Here is an 18463-nt window from a genome sequence, read left to right as displayed (position 1 = left end):
CGGCCGCGCCCATTCGGGCGCGGCCTCCTCCATCTGCGGCCGAGCCATGTCCAAGCTGACCTATCCGACCTACACCAACCATTGCGGCTGGAACGCGATGCTTCCCGCGCGTACGCCGCACGCCCCGCTGAGCGGGGACATCACCGTCGACTATGCCGTCGTCGGCGCCGGCTATACCGGCGTCGCGGCGGCCCGCCGCCTGCACGAGCTCGACCCGCAGGCCCGGATCGTCCTGCTGGAGGCGACGACGGTCGGCGAAGGGTCCTCGGCCCGCAATTCGGGCTTCACCGCCCCCGATGTCCTGCCCCGCACGGCGTCGATGGAGATGGCCGAGAAGGCCCGCAACCAGACCCGCCTCTTCACCGAAGCCTTCGACTGGCTGACCGGCATCCTCCGCGACAACGACATCTCCTGCGACATGCAGAAGGTCGGTTCGATCCGCACTGCCGCAACGGAGGCAGGAGAGGCCTCGCTGCGCAAGGTCGCGGAGGTGGCGCGGGCCAATGACCTGCCTCACACGATCCTGAACCGGGCGGATATCCGCGACCGTATCGGCGCGGATTATTATCGCTACGGCATCTACCTGCACGACACCTGGTTGCTGCAGCCGGCGGCGCTGATCCGCGGCCTCGCCGATGCGCTGCCTGAGGGTGTCACGCTCCATGAAAACAGCCCGGTTCGTGAGATGCGCCGGGAAGGCTCCGGTTGGCGGCTCGTCACCGAAGGCGGTGCCGTCCGCTGCCGGACGGTGGTCCTGGCCAATAACGGCTTCATCCCGAGGCTCGGCTTCCTGAAATCGCGGATGGCGACGATCTTCACCTATGCCGCCGTCACCGAAGCGGTGAAAGAGAACGATATCGGACATCTCGGCCAGTCCCCGGCCTGGGGCGTGCTGCCCTCGCACCGGCTCGGCACCACCTTGCGTCGCATCGGCCGCGACCGGCTCATGGTCCGCTCGCTCTATGCCCATGACGCGGAAATCGCGCAGGCCACGGCGGTGCGGGAACTGCGCGATCGCTTCCATCGCCGCTGGCCCGGGCTGCGGCATGTCGATTTCGAGTTCGTCTGGGGCGGGACGACGGCCTTCACCATGAACGGCGCGCCCTGGTGGGGGAAGCTCGAGGATGGGCTCTATGCCTCGGGCGGCTGCAATGGCAGCGGCATCGCCAAGGGCACGATGCTCGGCCGCAAGCTCGCCGATCTGATCCGTGGCGTCGGCACGCCCGGCGAGGTCGAGGCGGTGATGGGCGCGGCAAGCTGGATCGCGCCCGAGCCGTTCCGGTCGATCGGCTTCCAGATCATCTCGGCGCTGGAAAGCCGCAAGGCGGGGCTGGAGGCCTGACGATTGTTCCGGTAACCCGATAGACGATGAAGACCCTGATCGACTCTACCCATGCGCTGATCGGCGGGCTGGCCGCGATCCGCGGGCAATTCAACGTTCCCGAGCAGTTTCCTCCCGCGGTCCTCGCGGCAGCCGACAGCGCTGCCCGGCGCCAGCCAACCGCGCATGCCGATCGCACGGACCGGCCTTTCGTCACGCTCGACCCGGCGACCTCGACGGATCTCGACCAGGCCTTCACGATCGAGCGCAGCGGCAACGACCTGCTGCTGCACTACGCCATCGCCGATGTCGCCTGGTTCGTCGGGGATGGCGACGCGATCGACCGGGAAGCCTGGCAGCGCGGCACGACGATCTACCTGCCGGACGGCCGGGCCGGGCTGTACCCGCCTGTTCTCGCCGAAGGCGCCGCGAGCCTGCTGCCCGCCGTCATCAGGCCGGCCGTGATCTTCACGACCCGGATCGACGGGGATGGCAATGTCCGCCTGGACGGTGCCGAGCGCGCCATCATCCGCAGCCGCGCCAAACTCGCCTATGATGCGGTCAAGGCTTCGGACCTGCCTGCCGATTTCGATGAGCTGGCCCGCCGCATCGAGGCTGCCGAGAGCCGGCGCGGCGCAGCGCGCGTCGACCCGCCCGAGCAGGAGGTCGACGCTCTCGGCGACGGCCGCTACCAACTGCTGTTCCGCCCGCGCCTGCGCTCCGAGGAGCAGAACGCGACCCTGTCGCTGGCCAGCAACATGGCGATCGCAGACGCGCTCCTGGCGGCCCGGACCGGCCTGTTCCGGGTCATGCCGGAGCCGGACGAGCAGGCCGTGCAGCGCCTGCGCCAGAGCGCGCGGGCACTGGGGCTGTCCTGGCCCGAGATGGAAACGCTCGTCCAGTTCGAGAAGACGCTCGATCCTGCCGACAGCAGCCACGCAGCCTTCATGCTGGCAGTGCGCCGGGCCAGCGGCGGGGCGAGCTATGTGCCCTATCGCGACGACATCGTGCCCTGGCATGCCCCGATGGCGGCGACCTATGCGCATGCGACAGCCCCGCTGCGACGCCTCGCGGACCGCTATGTCGTGCGTGCCGCGCTCGCGGTCGCCAACGGCCAGCCGGTGCCGCCGGAGGTATCGGCCGCGTTCGAGGAGCTGCCGGCGGTGATGGCGCGGGCCGATGCGCGCGACGGCCAGATCGACCGGAACGTGATCGACCTGGCCGAGGCCCTGATGCTTCAAGGCAGCGAGGGCACCGCCTTCGATGCGGTGGTGACCGATGCGGACGAGCACGGCCTGCGCATTCAGCTCTGCGCGTTGCCCATCGTCGCGCGGGTTCGTGGGCCAGGCGAGAAGCCCGGCGACAGGATAAGGGTCAAGCTGACCTCCGCCGATCCGCTGCAGCGCAGGATCATCTTCGAACGCGCGGGCTGACCCGGCATCGTCCGGCGGTGTTCTAACGCCTGGCCCAGGCGGAAACCGCCTCCGCCATGGTCGCGAGGTGGTCGGCGGCTGAAAACCCGGAGATCCGCTTGCGGGGTTTCAGATCATGGTCGCCATCCTCCAGCCACAGGATGTCGATCCCAGGCGAAAGCCCGTAGGTCGAGACCTCCTCGCGTGTGCCAAACTCGTCCCGCGTTCCCTGCACGATCAGCGTCGGGGTCTTCAGGTCCGCGAGGTGCGCGGTTCGCAATTGCCCGGGCTTGCCGGGCGGATGGAAGGGATAGCCGAGGCACAGAAGGCCGCGGATCCGGCCCTGCGCGAACAATTCGTCGGCGACCATGCTCGCGACGCGGCCACCCATCGACTTGCCGCCGATGAGCAGCGGCCCCGTCGCGCCAAGCGCATCGACGGCGGCGATGTATTGCGGATTGAGCTTCTCGGCGCGCGGTGGCGGGGTCCGCACCGCTGCGGTCCGCCGCGCCGCCATGTAGTCGAACTCGAAGCGGGCCACGCGAAAACCGGCGCCGGCCAGCGCTTTTGCAGCCGCCGTCATCGAGGCCGAATCCATCGGCGCTCCGGCTCCATGCGCCAGCAGGATGGTGACATCGGCCTTCTCGGGACCGTCGAAAAGAAACATGGCGCTATCCTGCCTCGGCGAGCCGTGCGCCCGGTTTCGGGCCCCTCATCGGCAGCCTAGCCCGGCAGCCCCTTCACGTCGAAGGCTTCCCGGCCGCTGGTGGCAGATTTGCAAGCGCCTCGCCAAGGCGCCGGCTGCGTATCAGCCCTGCAAAGCCCGCGTTGACCTGCTCATGCCCGAATTTTATATAGATGCTTATGATCAGCATGCCTAAGACCCCGCCGCCGACCGTGGGCTTCCTGCTGCACGACGTCGCGCGCCTGCTGCGCAAGCGCTTCGAGCAGCATGCGCGCGATTCCGGGCTGACCCGTTCGCAATGGCAGGTGCTGGCCTATCTCGACCAGAATGCCGGCATCCAGCAGGGCGCCCTGGCCGAGTTGATGGATGTCGAGCCGATCACCGTCGGGCGCATCCTCGACAAGCTCGAAAGCTGCGGCCTGGCGGAACGCCGCCCGCACGCCACCGACCGCCGCATCTGGCAGCTCTACCTGACCGAGAAGGCCAGGCCGAAGCTGACGGAACTCCGCGCGCTCGGCGACGTCACCCGGTCCGAGGCCTTCGGCGCGATTTCAGCCGCCGATCGCGAGCAGCTTCTCGCGACGCTGGGGCAGATGAAAGCGAATCTCACGGCCGCCTGCCAGATGCCGGTGGCCGAAAGGCAGGCCCACCATGGATGACGCAGCCAGAAACACCGAAGCGACCGCCCGCGAGGAGGCCGAGCAAGGCGCCTCGGGCGGCGGGGCGGAAATCCGGCAATTCGAGCCGAAAACCCTGCCCCGCGCCGAAACGGTTGCGAAGGAGGTGCCGGAGACGAAGCCGGAGATGCCTGCGCAAGTCGCGCCCGGCCCGACGCCGCGGCATCGACGCAACCGCACGCGCCGGCTGCTCTTCGCGCTGCTGCCGATCGCATTCGTCGTCGGAGGCTATTACTACGTCACCGGCGGGCAGGTGATGTCGACCGACAACGCCTATGTGCAGGCGGATATCCTGGGCATCTCGACCGATGTCGCCGGCATCGTCGGCGAGATCGACGTGCGCGACAACCAGACGGTGAAGGCCGGCGACGTGCTGTTCCGCCTCGACGACAGGCAGTTCCGCTTCGCGCTGGAGCGGGCCGACGCCCAGATCGGCGTGGTCGGCAACGATCTCGCGGCGCTGAAGGCCAGCTACAAGGGCATGCAGAGCCAGATCGAGCAGGCCCATAGCGACATCGCCTTCTACGAGACCGGGTTCAAGCGCCAGCAGGACCTCGCCACCAAATCGGTCGCCTCGCAGGCGACCTTCGACCAGGCCAGGCATGATCTCGACAGCGCCCGGCTGAAGCTGGCGCAGCTCGAAAGCCAGCTCGCCGGCATCGCCGCCAATCTCAACGGCAAGCCCGATGCGCCGGCCGAGGATCACCCGCGCTACAAGGATGCGGTCGCGGCCCGCGCCGAGGCCCAGCGCCAGCTCGACCACACGACGGTGCGCGCGCCGATGGACGGCATCGTCACCAATGTGCCCTCGCTGCAGAAGGGCCAGTATCTGGAGGCGGCCACCAATGCCTTCAGCCTGGTCTCGACCGACCATGTCTGGGTCCAGGCCAATCCGAAGGAGACCGAGCTCACCTGGGTGAAGCCCGGTCAGGAGGCCGAGGTCTATGTCGACACCTATCCGGGTGCCGTCTGGAAGGGCACGATCGACAGCATCAGCCCGGCCTCGGCCGCGAGCTTCTCGCTGCTCCCGGCGCAGAACACCAGCGGCAACTGGGTGAAGGTCGTGCAGCGCATCGCCATGCGCGTGAAGATCGAGACACCGCCCGACCAGCCCCGCCTTCGTGCCGGCATGAGCGTGACGCTCGACATCGACACCGGCCATGCCCGCGGCCTGCCAGGCTTCGTCGGCGAGGCCGTCGGCAAGGTCAGCCAGTAAAAGAGGCCGCCTGCCATGGCCAGTGCTGCCACTCCGGCCGGAGCTCCCGTCGCCAATCGCGGTGCCATCACCGCCTGCGTGATCCTCGCGGTCATCATGCAGGCGCTCGACACCACCATCGCCAATGTCGCGCTGCCCTATATCCAGGGCAGCGTCTCGGCGAGCGCGGACCAGATCAACTGGGTCCTGACCTCCTATATCGTCGCCGCGGCGATCATGACGCCACCCTCCGGCTTCCTCGCGGCCCGCTTCGGCCGCAAGCGCGTGCTCTCGGTGGCGATCATCGGCTTCGTCGTGGCCTCGATCCTGTGCGGTGCCGCGCAGTCGCTCACGCAGATCGTCGGCTTCCGGCTGATGCAGGGCTTCTTCGGCGCCTCGCTGGTGCCGCTCTCGCAAAGCATCCTGCTCGACATCTACACCCCTGAAGAGCGCGGCTCGGCCATGGCGCTGTTCGGCATCTCGGTCATGGTCGGGCCGGTGCTCGGGCCTGTCCTCGGCGGCTGGCTGACAGAGAACATCTCCTGGCGCTGGGTGTTCTACATCAACCTGCCGCTCGGCATCCTGGCGCTGGCGGGCGTCTCCGCCTTCGTCACGGAGACCCGGTCGAGCGCGCTGGCCAAGCTCGACTGGACCGGCTTCGGGGCGCTCAGCATCGCGATCGGCGCACTCCAGCTCTTCCTCGACCGCGGCGCCCAGCTCGACTGGTTCGACTCGCCGGAGATCATCGTCGAGGCGGCGATCTGCGTCGGGGCGCTCTACATCCTCGTCGTGCACACCTTCACGGCGGAGAATTCCTTCATCAAGCCGCGGCTCTTCCTCGACCGGAATTTCAATGTCGGCCTGATCTTCATCTTCATCGTCGGCATCTGCTATCTCGCCTCGCTCGCGCTGCTGACACCCTTCCTGCAGACGCTGCTGGGATACCCCGTGGTGACCGCCGGCATCGTCATGGGCCCGCGCGGCCTGGGCACGATGGCCTGCATGTTCCTGGTCGGCCGGCTGATCGGCAAGGTCGACACGCGCATCCTGCTCGGCGCCGGCTTCCTGGTCAGCGCCTGGGCGATGTACGACATGGCCGGCTGGACACCGGATGTCTCGCAGCAGCGGATCATGTTCACCGGCTTCGTCCAGGGCGGCGGGCTCGGCCTGCTCTTCGTGCCGCTGACGACGATCACCTTCGCGACGCTGCCGGCGGAATATCGCGGCGACGGCACCGGCCTCTACAACCTCTCGCGCAATATCGGCTCCAGCGTCGGCATTTCGCTGGTCAGCTATCTCCTGACCCGCAACGTGCAGGTCAACCATGCCGAGATCGCCAATTACGTGACGCCCTATAACCGCATCTTCGAGATGCCAGCGATCAAGCATGCCTGGGATCCGGCGACGCTGGCCGGACGCGCCGCGCTGGACGAGGTCATCACCCGCCAGGCGACGATCATCGCCTATGTCAACGACTTCAAGCTCCTGATGATCCTCTGTCTCGCCGCCCTGCCCTTCCTCGTTTTGCTGCGCACGCCGCGCCGGGAGGCTGCGCCAGCCGACGATCACGCCATGGTCATGGAATAGCGGAGGGCCGTGACGACACGCGCCGAACGCGTGCAACAGTGCAGGCAAGGCCAGGGGCGCCGTCAAAAATAGTCAGTCCAATGAACCGGCACATGGTTGCCGTGGCCGCCTGCCGGCAGCAAAGGAAAAGCCAGCCTCGGCTGGGAGGGAAGTCCTTTGCACATGTCGAAGATTGCCGGCGCCGCGATCCGTTCGGGAATCGGACGCGAGCCCGAGGCGCCGCTCATGTCGCGCCTGCGGGCCGGCACGGGCCTGATCCTTCTGGCGGCGAGCCTTGCCGTCCCGACATCGGCCTTCGCCCAATCCGTGACCGGGACCGGCGGCATCGACCCCGGCCTGCCGGGGCCGCCGCTGAGCCATTGGAACGTCGGTTCGGACCTCGACGTCGGGCGCGAGATCGATGCCACGCTGACCATCGCGGGCGGCGGCACCGTGACCAGCCAGACCGGCCGGATCGGCTACTCCCTGAACCGAAGCGGCACGGTCGCGGTCACCGGCCCCGGCTCGACCTGGACCAATAGCGGCGACCTCCATATCGGCTATTTCGGCGCCGGCAGCCTGACCATCGCCAATGGCGGCAAGGTCGGTTCGGTCGCGACGTTCCTGACCACCGACGCCGCGTCGAGCGCCACGCTGGGGCTTCTCGGAACTGCCGCGAGCGGGCGCGGCGTGCTGGAAACCGGCCAGCTCGTCAACGGCCCGGGCAATGCCACGCTCACCTTGAATGGCGGCATCCTGCGGGCGACGCGCAATGAGGCCGCCTATCTCAGCGGCTTCCCGGCGCTGGCAATCGAAGGCAACGGCGTCTCCTTCGACAGCAACGGCCATGCTATCGGCGTCGCAACCGATCTTTCCGGCTCCGGCGGCCTCACCAAGCTCGGCACCGGCACGCTCGCCCTGTCCGGCACCAACAGCTACACCGGCGATACGGTGATTCAGGCCGGCCGCCTGGTCAGCGACAGCGCCGCGAGCCTCTCGCCGGATTCTAATGTCGCGATCGCGACCGGGGCCACGCTGGACGTCGCCGGCTCGCCCTTCCTGCTTGCCACGGTCGGCTCGCTATCGGGCACTGGCGCCGTCGCGATCGGCTCCGGCGCGACCCTGATCACCGGTTGGACCGATGCGAGCCGGACCTTCTCGGGCCGTTTCTCCGGCGACGGCGCGCTCGGATTCACCGGCGCGGGAACGCAGGTCTATACGGGCACGGGCACGCTGGGCGGCGGCTTCACCACCTGCGCCTGCACGAGCGGCCAGTTCGTCATTCGCGGGGGATCGCTGAGCTTCGGCGACGACATCCAGCTTCTGGGCGGGTCGCTTCGCGTGGACCAGGGCGGCCGCCTCGACAGTAGCGGCCGGACGCTCTTCATCGCCTCCAGCGCCACGGTCGACGGCATCGGCTCCTCCGTCGCGACCGGCATCACGCTCGTCCAGGGCTTCACTGGCACGACCTCGCTCACGGTCTCGAACGGCGCGGCCCTGACCGGCAGCGGCGGCGCCAGCCTGATCGGCTTCGGCGGCACCGTCGAAGCCCTCGTCACCGGAACCGGCTCGCTCTGGAGCATCGGTGGCGGCGGTCTCTCGATCGCTCCCGGCGCGATCACCGCGACATCGGTGACGGTCGCTGAGGGCGGCGAGCTCCGCGTCACATCCGGCGACCTCCAGATCGCAGCACCCGGCCGGCTGAACATCGGCACCGGTGGCCGCGCCGGCAGCGTCAATGTCATGGCCGGGGCGATCGTCAACGATGGCGCCATCGTCGCCAATTTCGCCGACAGCTATACCCAGCCCGGCGAGATCGCCGGCAGCGGCTCCCTGACGAAAGCCGGTACGGGCACGCTCATCCTGAGCGGAACCAGCAGCTATACCGGCGCGACGACGGTCAATGGCGGCGCCTTGCTGGTGAACGGCTCGATTGCGGCGTCGTCCGGCGTTGCCGTGGCGGCCGGCGCCCTGATCGGCGGCGCAGGCGACCTGCCCTCGACGGTCATCAATGGCGGCACGCTCTCGCCCGGCAACTCACCGGGGACGCTGACGGTGAACGGCAACCTGACGCTCAACCCCGGCTCGACCTATCTGGCCGAGATACAGGGTGCGAATGCCGACCGCGTCAACGTGACCGGCACGGCTTCGCTGGCGGGAAGCTTGCGGATCGTGCCGCTGGGCGGCGCCTATACCTTCTCCACGCCCTATACCCTGCTCTCGGCAGCAGGCGGGCGGGCGGGCGCCTTCAGCCCGGTGGATACGACCGGGACTTTCGGCGACGGCGTGACTACGACGGTGAGCTATACCGCCAATGACGTGCGGCTGACGCTGGCGCCGAAGCCGCTGACGCCGGTCGACCCGCCGGTCAGCCCCCCGCCCGCGCCTCCCGGTCCGAACCTGATCGGGGTGACGGGACCGAAGAACGCCTACGCCGTCGGCAAGGCCATCGACCGGGCCGTGGCGGGTGGAGCCGACCCGTCCATGCTGTTCGGGATCTACAACCTGCCGGCGGCCTCGATCCCGGCGGCGGTGAACAGCCTCTCGGGCGAAGTCCATACGGCGGCGCCGGCGATGGCCCATGTCGCCTCTGACCAGTTCCTGCGGGTGATGCTCGACCCGACCGCGGCCGGGCGGCTCGGCAGCGGCGGCGCCGGTCCGGGCATGGCAGGCTATTCCGGCCTGGTGCACAAGGGCGCGGATCAGCCGGCCGGCGCGTCGCGGCTCGACATGCCGTTCTATTCTGTCTGGGGGGCGGCCTACGGCTCCCATGGCCACACCGACGGCGACGCCGCCATCGGCTCGGCCAGACGCATGATCGACGACGCGCATCTGGCGACGGGCATCGATGTCCGGGTGCTGCCGGGCATGGTGGCGGGCGTCGCGGTCTCCGGCGGCAAGGCGCAGGCTTCGCTGCCGGGCCTGATCGGCAAGATCGACGCCAATGTGTTCCAGTCGGGCCTCTATGGGCTGGCTCAGTTCGGGCCGGCAAAGATCGGCGCCGCCTTGAGCTATGCCCGGCTCGAGAACGACGTCAGCCGCTGGATTCCGGCGCTGGGCTCCAGCCTCTCCTCCTCCTATGCGACCACGGCCTGGAGCGGACGCTTGCAGGCGAGCACTGCACTGTTGAGCTGGAATGGGCTGTCGGTGTCACCGCTGGCCGCGTTTCAGGGCACGCAGGCCCGCAATCCGGCGGTGGTCGAGGCGAACTGGGCCGGCGCCAATGCCGGAGCGCTGGCACTGGCCAGGCGCAACGACATCACCGCGCGCAGCGAACTCGGCCTGCAGGTCGATGCCGACACGGTGCTCGGCCACATCGCCGTGACAGGTCATGTCCGGGCGGCGTGGGCGCATTATGTCCAGCGCGATGCCGACCTCACCGCCAGCCTGGCCGGGCTGCCCGGCGCCAGCTTCACCGCGACCGGCGCCAGGCTCGACCGCAACAGCGCGCTCGTCAGCGCCGGCATCACGGCCCGCCTCAGCGAGCGCATGACGCTCGGCTTCAACCTCGACGGGGAATTCTCTGCCAACAGCAACCGCATCGGAGGAGCCGCACAGCTCAGGGTCAGCTTCTAAGGGACGGCGGCTTGCAGCGCTCAAGCCGTGGCCGGCGCCCTCTGTAGCCCCTCAAGAGGCCGCCCGGCCACGACAGCAAGACCCGCCCCTCTGGCGGCGGACATATCCGGGCCCAGGGACGGGTTGTTGCGAGACGAAGCGCGGGGCGCCGTATCAGTTCCAGCCGGATTCCTGCTCGCAGGCCTTGCGGGCATTGGGATTGGCCTTTTCCCATTGCGTGATCGAGCGGGTTTCATTGTCGCTCATCTTGTTGTTCATGCAGCCGCAGTAGGACGCCACGACGGCGGCCGCGACCTTGGCCCCCTGGTTGTCCGCCAAGCACTGATTGATCCACTTCTTGTCATCCGCAGACTGCGCGAAAACGGTCGAGGCAAAGCAAATGCCGCCGACGAGCAGCGGCGCCAACAATTTGAGTTTCATGATGAGCCCTTGAAGTTTGGCCGCCAATCATGACGGCGGCTTCGACAATTCATTCGCTGCGCTGCTTCAGTCAATACGATCCGACTTCATAAGCGGCGCGATTCAAAAATAGTCAGATGCACTTCCCTCAAGTGCAAAATCTCCCGTACCTCGCCAAACTGTCTTTCGATCAGGAGATCCTGTTCAGCCGACCGGGCAAAAACAACGACTTGGCTCGCGCTAGACATCATCATCGGCACGCGCTTGAAATCCAGGCTTGGTTCGATGCCCCTGCCTCTCCGGCACCTGGCCAGACCCCACCGGCACAAGCAGCGCAGAGAGTGATTGCGCCGCGGGGGTCTCCCGGGCCAGAACGGGGCATTGGACACCTTATTCGTTTCACGGGGCCGCCGCGCGCTGCCTGGAAGGTCAGATGGTCACACGCGCCGAATTGGCATCCGGGGTAGAACGCGCATTCCTCGACTACGGCTACCAGTACCTGACGATGACGGCCCTGGCCGATGCCATCGATGTGACGCGGCGAACCGTCTACAACTACTTCCGCTCGAAGGAAGAGGCCTTCAGGTTCCTGATCGAGGACGCCAATGCCCGCGCGGTGGAAGCCGGGCTGGCCGCAGGCCGGGCCGGCCTCGACCAGGAGCAGGATCTCGTCGAGATCCTCGCGACGGTGCTCGACGTCCGATACGGCGATAACCGCCGCCGCCTGGCGAAATCGCCACATGCGGTGGAGATCAACGACCAGGCCTTCCGCCGCTGCCGCGATCTCATGATCGCCTCGGCTGTCGCCTTCCAGGCGGAACTGGCTGCATTCATTCGGGAGCTGCAGGCTCACCGGCCGCTTCAGCTGAAATCGGAGATCGATGCCGACGTCCTGGCCCAGCTGCTCGCCGACGGGGCGCGCGGCACCAATCAAAGCCTGCCGCCGACCGATCCCGAGACGCTGAAGCTGCGCTACCGCGCGATGGTCGCCGCGATCCTGTATGGAACGACGGTCCGGCCCTGAGCCATTGCCAGACCGACGACGCGGCAACACAAGCCACCCCTTCGCCATCGCAGGATTTTCAGGAAAGCACAGCTTTCTCAGGTTTTGAGCGGCTACACCCGCGCAAGCCGATCCCCGTGCGCGCGCCGGCCATGCCGTGCTCAAAAATTCTCAAATTGCACGATAATGTGCAATCTGCTTTTAATAGCCTCAAGCGGCGGGAAAGCCGCATGGGATTGGGGGAAAGCATGAGAACGATGGAAGACCGGACCGCGAACCTGCTCGCCTTCCCCGGGTTCGATCGCGTCGCCCATGGCCTTGCAAGCGGGTTTCTTGCCGTACATGAAGCCGCACCGCGGCTGGCCTCGCTGTTCTCCACGCAACAGCGCTGGCTGATGTCGCATGTGGCGCTCGCCCGTCATTTCGCCGGGGTTCGGGCCGGCAGGCCCGGCCTGTCCCGGCGCGAATTCCTCGAAGACCTCCAGCCCTTAGGCCTGGCGAGCCGCAATACCGCAGCAGCTTTCTTCACCGAAGCCCTGCACTACCGCATCGTCCAGCCCAGCCCGGCTGGCGGGCGCACGACCGATCTCTTCGTCCCGGCGCCGGCGACGCTATCGGCCCTGACCGAGTGGTTCGCGCTGCATCTCGGGGCACTTGATCTGCTCGACGGAGGGAACCGGCTCGCGCATTTGCGCCGGAGCGAGGAATCCTTGCTGGCGAACATGCAGCCTCTGGTCGCCGGTGCGCTGCTCGGCAACCGCACGGTCCGGATGCCGCCGCCGACCTACGCGATCTTCGCCTCCATCGATGATGGCGGAAGCCTGATGGACCGCCTCATCTCCGGTCTCGATGTCGATGCCGCGCCGCGCCAGGAACGCGCGCTCACCAATGTGACCTCGGTTTCGGCGCTCGCCCGGCCGCTCAATCTTTCGCGCACCCATGCCGGGCGGACGCTTGCCGCCGCGATCGCGATCGGCGCCCTCGGCTGGAGCGGCGCGCCCGGCCATTCCCGGCTCTGGCTTTCCCGGGCGTTCCGCAGCGACTACGCCCGGATACAGGCCGAAAAGCTCGCCATCATCGACGTCGCTTTCAACGCAACCGTCCAGAGCGAGGAACCGGAGATCGGCCCGGAGGTGCTTGGCAGGCACTTCGAAGACGCCGGGATCAACCCGGCGCATTGAACGAGCGCGTTCGCCGGCCGGGCTCAGGCGACCGGACGCCGCGTTCGCCCCTGTGGCCCGATCGTGACCACGAGCAACGCGCTGAGGCCGATGGCGGCGGCGATCAGACCGAACATCGCCCACGGGCCGAATCTGTGGAGCAGGGCGAAGAAGACCAGCGGCACGAAGATCGAGACGAAGCGCCCGATGCCCCAGGCCAGGGCGGTCCGCGACGAGCGCAGCGCGGTTGGAATGATCTCAGCCGCATAGACGCCGAGGACGCTGGCATAGATCGCGCTGCAGAACGCGAAGGCGACACCGATCGTGACCAGCGGCAGGAATTCGGTGGCGGCGGCGAAGCTCAACCCCAACAGGGCCATCGCGATGGCGGTGGCGACGAGGCTGGCCTTGCGGTCGATCCGGTCGATCACGAGGGCCATGAGCAGGTTGCCGATCACCGGGCCGAACATGATCAGGCCGGCCGCGACGACGGAATCACCGACGCTGAAATGCTTCTTCAGCATCACCGCCCCGCTCATCAGCAGGAAGCCGATCGTCGCCCAGGGCGAAAGCGCATAGAGCGTGCAGAGCAGGACGAACCGGCGGCGCACGCTGATTTGATCGCTGTCGCCGGGCGCAGCGGCCGGCAGCAGCGCCGCACTCGGCGCGATGGCCGCCTCGGCACCAGACACCCCGAAGCGACGCAAGGCCGCCTCGGCCTCCGCGATGCGGCCGGCGGCAGCCAGCCAACGCGGTGATTCCGGCAGCAGCAGCAACAGCCCCGCGGCGATGATGGCGAGCAGGGAGCCGCTACTGAGGGCCCAGCGCCAGCCCTCCAGCCCGAGAAAGCTCGGCGACGTCCCCCGCATCAGGAAGATGATTCCCGGCGCCCCGAGAAAGGCGAGGCCGGCGCAGATGCAGATGAGAGCTCCACGCCAGCGCGGCGGCATGACATCGGCCAGATAGGCGGCAATCAAAGGCGGGCAGGCACCGATGCCGAGCCCCGAGAGGAAGCGGAAACCGATCAGCGCAACCGGGCCATCGCTCGCCGCAGCGCCGAACGAGCCCGCCGCGATGACGAGAAGGGCCAGCTGCAGGGCCAGGCGCCGGCCTGTCCGGTCCCCCAGCAGGCCGAAGACCGGGGCTCCGGCCGCGCCGCCTGCGAAGATCGCAGCCAGGAACACCGAAACCTCGGCCCGCGTCATGCTTTGCGGCGGCGCCTGGAATACGGCGCCGAGCGCATTGCCCAGGGCGACCTCGGCGATATCGGCAAAAAGCGCGAGGGTCATGACGCAGAGGATCGCGAGCCGCAGCCGGCAGAACGGTGCGCCATCCAGACGCGCCGCTATGGTCGCCGCCGCCGGATGGGCGGGTGAAGATGTCTCCTCCGGCTTCCTCAGCATCCCCGACGGCCCCGGCGCCAACCGGGGGGCTTTGCGAAAACCGCACCGCGAGCAGGCTTCCACGTTCGCGACCGCTCTCGCCTGGAAGCTCGTTCAGAGCCCAGGCTCGCCCCTATCCTGTCCATCAGCCTTCATCCCCACCGCCGTGAATACAGCACAGATCCGCGGCGATCGACACCTCGCATGCGCGCCGGGGAATACCGGCCGGCCATCGCCGATCGCGCCCGCTGTGGAAGCCCGTTTGCGAGGATGCGTCTCGAGCCACGATTTACCACGATCGCATATCCTGTCTTTACGTATCCATTACAATTTGAACGTATAAGTTGCATAAAACAGAAAGCCCTCTTCTTTCGATGCCTCTCCTGCTCCTCCCGGACGCGCCAGCCATGACGAGGACCATGCCGATGCCCGGTCGCCACGCTCCTGCATCGAAACCGCGCCGCAATCCGACCTCGAAGGTCACGGCCTGATGCTGCAGCTCCAACAGCAGAGATTCGCCGATGCGAGCCCTGTGCATAAGGGCGTGGTCAGGTCGATCAGGCCTTCGGACGTGCCGGCGGTCGCCCGGCTGTTCCTGAAGATCTTCAGGCATGCCGACAAGCCGGCCGGCGCCGAGCTCCAGAGCTATCTGCGCACGCTGCTGCTGGCCTCACCGTCCTATAGCGAGACCGCAGGCACGCAGGTTTATGAACAGCATGACGGGCGGATTCGGAGCGCATTGCTGGCCGTGCCGATGCGCTTCGTCGCCTGCGGGAACATTCTGCCCGGAAGGCTCCTCGGCGCCTTCATGACCGATGCCGACCGGGAGGCTGCAGGCGCGGCACAACTCATCCTCGCGCTGCGGCCAAGGCGTGCCGATTTCGCCTTCTGCGACAGCGCCTCGCCGACGAGCTGCAACCATCTCCTCGCCATCGGGGGCAAGCCGATCGCGCTGCAAAATCTCGAATGGACCCGCAGCTTCCGCCCCTTCGGCGCTCTGGCCGGGCGCTTCGACAAGCGCTTCCTGCGCGGCAAGGTTCCCGGCCTGCCGGCTCTCGCGCAGCCGCTCGACAGCCTGCTGCGCCGCCTGCTGCCGCAGCGCGATACCCGGGACCACGGCGACACGCGCATCGCCGAGATGCCCGTCGCCACCTTCCTCGTGCATGCGCCGCGCCTCATCGCCCATTACGCCGTGCGGCCCCTCTGGACCGAAGAAGAGCTCTCCTGGCTGGTGTCTCAGGCCGCGCAGAACACAGGGCTCGGCAGCTTCACGATCCGCTCGGTCATCGACCGCGGCAGCGCGATCATCGGCTGCTTCGTCTACTACGCGGCGCCAGGGCGGACGGCACATGTCCTGAATGTCCTGTCGCTTCCCGGGCGCGAGCCCGCCGTACTCGACGCGATGTTCCGCCATCTCGACGAGACCGGCCATGTCGCGGCGCGGGGCCGCGCGCAGCCCGCCCTGATGATCGGGCTGTCGCTGCAGCGCTGGCTCGTTTTCCGGCATCGCGCCTTCACCCTCGCGCTGACGCGGCTGCCCGAGGTCAACGACGCGATCGCACGCGGCGATGTCTATCTCGGCGGCCTCGCCGGCGAGGACTGGAGCCGGCTCCTCAGCGATTTCCACTGAGGCGGGCGCGATGACGGTCTCGGTCATCGTCAAGACGCTGAACGAAGAGGCACGGATCGGCGCGGCCATCGAGAGTGTTGTCTCGGCACTCGACGGCATCGGCGGCGAGATCATCGTGGCCGATGGCGGCTCGCGCGACCGCACCCTCGCCATTGCCGCGGACTATCCGGTTCGTATCGTCCAGCTCGACCCGGCGACGGCCCCGAGCTGCGGCAGCGGGCCTCAGCTCGGCTTCCAGTACAGTCGCGCGCCCTTCATCTGCCTGATGGACGGCGACATGCTGCTCGATCCCGGTTTCCTGCCAGAGGCGCTTGCCTTCCTCGCCACTCATCCCCGCGCCGCCGGCGTGACCGGCCATGTCGAGGAGATGAACGACACGAGCCTCGAATATGTCCGGCGCGGGCGCCGCGTCTCGCCGGAGAACCGGACGGGGACGATCGACCGCATGAATGGCGGCGGCCTCTACCGGCGAACGGCGATCGAGCAGGCCGGCTATCTCTCGGACCGCAATCTGCACGGTTACGAGGAATTCGACCTCGGCGTGAGATTGCGGCTGCATGGCTGGAGCCTGCACCGCCTCGACCGCCGCTTCGTCCGGCATTTCGGGCACCAGCTCAACGCCTATGCGCTGCTGCTGCGACGCTGGAAATCCGGCTATCTGCGCGGGATCGGGGAATTGCTGCGCGCGGCGCTCGGCAAGCCGCACTGGCGGCAACTGGTCCGGGACCTGCCGGAGCTGAAGCTCTGGGCCGGCGTCTATCTCTGGCTGGCGGCGATGATCGTGCTGCCTCTTGCGATGCCGAGCGCCCTCCTCGGCCTGGCAATCGATCTCGCCCTCACCGCCGGCATCGTCGGCGTGATGAGCCTGCGGCAGCGCAGCCTGTCGCTCGGGCTCTATGCCGTCGTGGCCTGGCTGTTCCACGCCGCCGCCTTGCCGCTCGGCTTCTTCCAGAGACGGAAGGCTCCAGAGGCGTGGATCGAGAGCCGGATCGTCAGCGACATCTCATAGGGCTGGTGTTGCCGCGCTCGCCTGCAGGCGGCTGCGCCGTGCCAGGCGCAACAGCACCAGCCATGCCGCCACGACGATCGCGCCGTCGATCAGATAGAGCGCCATGAAGGTACCGAGCGGGGCTGCCAACCATGTCGCGGCCGCGATGACGGCGCTGCCTAGCAGGTTCGCCCCGTTCAGGATCCAGGCCCGCGCATCCTGCCGTCCGGAGGCGCCGAGCAGATCGATCGCCGCCGCCCAGGCACCGACGAGGACGATGGTGCCCGACAGGCAGCGCACGAAGAAGGAGAGCTCCTGATATTGCCGGCCGAACAAGTTCGGAAGCCCGGGTGCGAGCAGGAACAGGGCGAGACAGGTCATCAGGCCGAGGGCCAGCGCCGCGGCGAGCGCCCGCTTCGCCAGGGGCAAGGCGAGATGCAGGCCATCGCGACTCTCCCGTGCCAGGCGCGGATAGAGCAGACGGTTGAAGGCATCGACCGCGAGATAGCTGGAATCCATGATCCGCCGGGCGACGCCATAGCTCCCGACGGTCGCAAGCGGGGCGAACAGGCCGATCATGAGCAGGTCGACATTCCCGCGAACAGCCCGCATCGCGAATTGCGAACTGAACAGGAGGCCGGGCTTCAGCTCCGCGCGCTGGATCGTGAATCGAGGCCGGCCCAGCGGCCGCAACCAGACGACGCCGACTACGGCATAGAGAAGATGCCCGGCGCATTGCCAGAGTGCCCATTCCGCCAGCGTCGAGACCCCGAACATCAGACATGCGAGCGCCGCAGTCGCCATGCGCGCCAGGGCGAAACCGACGACGGCGCGATTGGCCTGATGGAACCGGCCAAAGCCGAGGAAGATGGTCTCGACCAGCAGGATCACCCTGAGCACGACGACATTGCCGAAGAGCAGCAGCACCAGGGTGACCGCGTCGACGGTCGGACCGGCACTTATCCGGAACCAGGCCGACAAGGCGGCGACGCCGCCGGCGACAAGGACAACTCCGGTCAGCGCGATCAGGCAGAGATTGTGGCCGAGCAGGCCCGCATAATGCTCCGACTGGCGCGATACCCCGCGCAGCAGGCAGTCGGAGGCGCCAAGGCCGCAGATCTGCACTGCGACAGCGGTCGCGGCCGAAATCTGGACGAACAGGCCGAACTCCGCCGGCCCGAGCGCACGCGCCAGAATGGCGAAGGTCACCAGCTGCGACAGCGCGGCCGAGGCCAGGGAAGCGCTCGACAGCAGATAGCTGACGAAAGCCGGGCGGGCCGACCGCAATCTCCAGCGCGCAAGCAGCCTCAGCATCGTCGGCGCGATCCCCGCGTTAAGGTTAAGGTTTAATTAAAAATACTACCTATGGTTGTATTTCACTATCAGTAAAGGATTACTTCAATCTGAAGATGTGATTTCGACAACGACGCGCGACCGGAGGACCGATGCTCACGATTGCCGCCACCAGT

14 protein-coding genes are annotated in these 18463 nt (G+C 67.7%); 10 read left to right on the top strand and 4 right to left on the bottom strand.

Going from position 1 to position 18463, the window contains the following annotated elements:
- Positions 1-46 precede the first annotated feature (46 nt).
- The gene (locus ACWIEX_RS02915) at positions 47-1342 is read left to right on the top strand and encodes an NAD(P)/FAD-dependent oxidoreductase (RefSeq protein ID WP_454031642.1); all 1296 of its coding nucleotides are present in this window, start codon (positions 47-49) and stop codon (positions 1340-1342) included.
- A gap of 26 nt (positions 1343-1368) precedes the next feature.
- Complete coding sequence (locus tag ACWIEX_RS02910; RefSeq protein ID WP_454031641.1) at positions 1369-2754, top strand: RNB domain-containing ribonuclease; 1386 nt, start codon at positions 1369-1371, stop codon at positions 2752-2754.
- Positions 2755-2776: 22 nt separating this feature from the next.
- On the opposite strand, the gene ACWIEX_RS02905 is transcribed toward ACWIEX_RS02910, so the two are convergent.
- On the bottom strand, positions 2777-3400 hold the full coding sequence (locus ACWIEX_RS02905; protein WP_454031640.1) for an alpha/beta hydrolase family protein: 624 nt from the start codon (positions 3398-3400) through the stop codon (positions 2777-2779).
- A gap of 206 nt (positions 3401-3606) precedes the next feature.
- Here ACWIEX_RS02905 and ACWIEX_RS02900 point away from each other — a divergent pair, with 206 nt between their 5' ends.
- The 4 genes from ACWIEX_RS02900 to ACWIEX_RS02885 all read left to right on the top strand — a co-directional run bounded on the left by ACWIEX_RS02900 (position 3607) and on the right by ACWIEX_RS02885 (position 10432).
- On the top strand, positions 3607-4077 hold the full coding sequence (locus ACWIEX_RS02900) for a MarR family winged helix-turn-helix transcriptional regulator (protein ID WP_061969111.1): 471 nt from the start codon (positions 3607-3609) through the stop codon (positions 4075-4077).
- Entirely contained in the window at positions 4070-5311 is a 1242-nt protein-coding gene (locus tag ACWIEX_RS02895; RefSeq protein ID WP_454031639.1) for an HlyD family secretion protein, read from the top strand. The genes ACWIEX_RS02900 and ACWIEX_RS02895 overlap by 8 nt, the downstream gene beginning before the upstream one ends.
- A 15-nt stretch (positions 5312-5326) precedes the next feature.
- Positions 5327-6877: a DHA2 family efflux MFS transporter permease subunit gene (locus ACWIEX_RS02890; protein ID WP_454031638.1), complete on the top strand. Its 1551-nt coding sequence runs from the start codon at positions 5327-5329 to the stop codon at positions 6875-6877.
- Between the two features lie 162 nt (positions 6878-7039).
- On the top strand, positions 7040-10432 hold the full coding sequence (locus ACWIEX_RS02885; protein WP_454031637.1) for an autotransporter domain-containing protein: 3393 nt from the start codon (positions 7040-7042) through the stop codon (positions 10430-10432).
- Between the two features lie 153 nt (positions 10433-10585).
- On the opposite strand, the gene ACWIEX_RS02880 is transcribed toward ACWIEX_RS02885, so the two are convergent.
- Positions 10586-10879, bottom strand: a complete 294-nt coding sequence (locus ACWIEX_RS02880; RefSeq protein ID WP_454031636.1) for a hypothetical protein — start codon at positions 10877-10879, stop codon at positions 10586-10588.
- A 385-nt stretch (positions 10880-11264) separates the two neighbouring features.
- On the opposite strand from ACWIEX_RS02880, the gene ACWIEX_RS02875 reads away from it, so the two are divergent.
- Entirely contained in the window at positions 11265-11855 is a 591-nt protein-coding gene (locus tag ACWIEX_RS02875) for a TetR/AcrR family transcriptional regulator (protein ID WP_454031635.1), read from the top strand.
- Positions 11856-11971: 116 nt separating this feature from the next.
- Positions 11972-13015, top strand: coding sequence for a hypothetical protein (locus ACWIEX_RS02870; RefSeq protein WP_454031634.1), 1044 nt, complete (start codon positions 11972-11974; stop codon positions 13013-13015).
- 23 nt (positions 13016-13038) lie between these two features.
- Here the strand turns inward: ACWIEX_RS02870 and ACWIEX_RS02865 are convergent, their stop codons facing one another.
- Complete coding sequence (locus tag ACWIEX_RS02865; protein WP_454031633.1) at positions 13039-14397, bottom strand: MFS transporter; 1359 nt, start codon at positions 14395-14397, stop codon at positions 13039-13041.
- A gap of 469 nt (positions 14398-14866) precedes the next feature.
- On the opposite strand from ACWIEX_RS02865, the gene ACWIEX_RS02860 reads away from it, so the two are divergent.
- A complete protein-coding gene (locus tag ACWIEX_RS02860; protein WP_454031632.1) occupies positions 14867-16006 on the top strand; it encodes a GNAT family N-acetyltransferase in 1140 nt (379 codons plus the stop codon).
- 10 nt (positions 16007-16016) lie between these two features.
- The gene (locus ACWIEX_RS02855; RefSeq protein WP_454031631.1) at positions 16017-17015 is read left to right on the top strand and encodes a glycosyltransferase family 2 protein; all 999 of its coding nucleotides are present in this window, start codon (positions 16017-16019) and stop codon (positions 17013-17015) included.
- Here the strand turns inward: ACWIEX_RS02855 and ACWIEX_RS02850 are convergent.
- Positions 17010-18308, bottom strand: coding sequence for a lipopolysaccharide biosynthesis protein (locus tag ACWIEX_RS02850; protein WP_454031630.1), 1299 nt, complete (start codon positions 18306-18308; stop codon positions 17010-17012). The genes ACWIEX_RS02855 and ACWIEX_RS02850 overlap by 6 nt on opposite strands.
- Positions 18309-18463: the final 155 nt, after the last annotated feature.

The sequence above is a fragment of the Allobosea sp. NPDC055353 genome, from assembly GCF_053644975.1.
Note: the sequence above shows the minus strand (reverse complement) of the source record. Positions and strands in the feature narration are given on the sequence as shown.

Coding starts and splice junctions, on each gene's coding strand:
- ACWIEX_RS02915 (WP_454031642.1), top strand. CDS start 47: ATGTCCAAGCTGACCTATCCGACCTACACCAACCATTGCGGCTGGAAC.
- ACWIEX_RS02910 (WP_454031641.1), top strand. CDS start 1,369: ATGAAGACCCTGATCGACTCTACCCATGCGCTGATCGGCGGGCTGGCC.
- ACWIEX_RS02905 (WP_454031640.1), bottom strand. CDS start 3,400: ATGTTTCTTTTCGACGGTCCCGAGAAGGCCGATGTCACCATCCTGCTG.
- ACWIEX_RS02900 (WP_061969111.1), top strand. CDS start 3,607: ATGCCTAAGACCCCGCCGCCGACCGTGGGCTTCCTGCTGCACGACGTC.
- ACWIEX_RS02895 (WP_454031639.1), top strand. CDS start 4,070: ATGGATGACGCAGCCAGAAACACCGAAGCGACCGCCCGCGAGGAGGCC.
- ACWIEX_RS02890 (WP_454031638.1), top strand. CDS start 5,327: ATGGCCAGTGCTGCCACTCCGGCCGGAGCTCCCGTCGCCAATCGCGGT.
- ACWIEX_RS02885 (WP_454031637.1), top strand. CDS start 7,040: ATGTCGAAGATTGCCGGCGCCGCGATCCGTTCGGGAATCGGACGCGAG.
- ACWIEX_RS02875 (WP_454031635.1), top strand. CDS start 11,265: ATGGTCACACGCGCCGAATTGGCATCCGGGGTAGAACGCGCATTCCTC.
- ACWIEX_RS02865 (WP_454031633.1), bottom strand. CDS start 14,397: ATGCTGAGGAAGCCGGAGGAGACATCTTCACCCGCCCATCCGGCGGCG.
- ACWIEX_RS02860 (WP_454031632.1), top strand. CDS start 14,867: ATGCTGCAGCTCCAACAGCAGAGATTCGCCGATGCGAGCCCTGTGCAT.
- ACWIEX_RS02855 (WP_454031631.1), top strand. CDS start 16,017: ATGACGGTCTCGGTCATCGTCAAGACGCTGAACGAAGAGGCACGGATC.
- ACWIEX_RS02850 (WP_454031630.1), bottom strand. CDS start 18,308: ATGCTGAGGCTGCTTGCGCGCTGGAGATTGCGGTCGGCCCGCCCGGCT.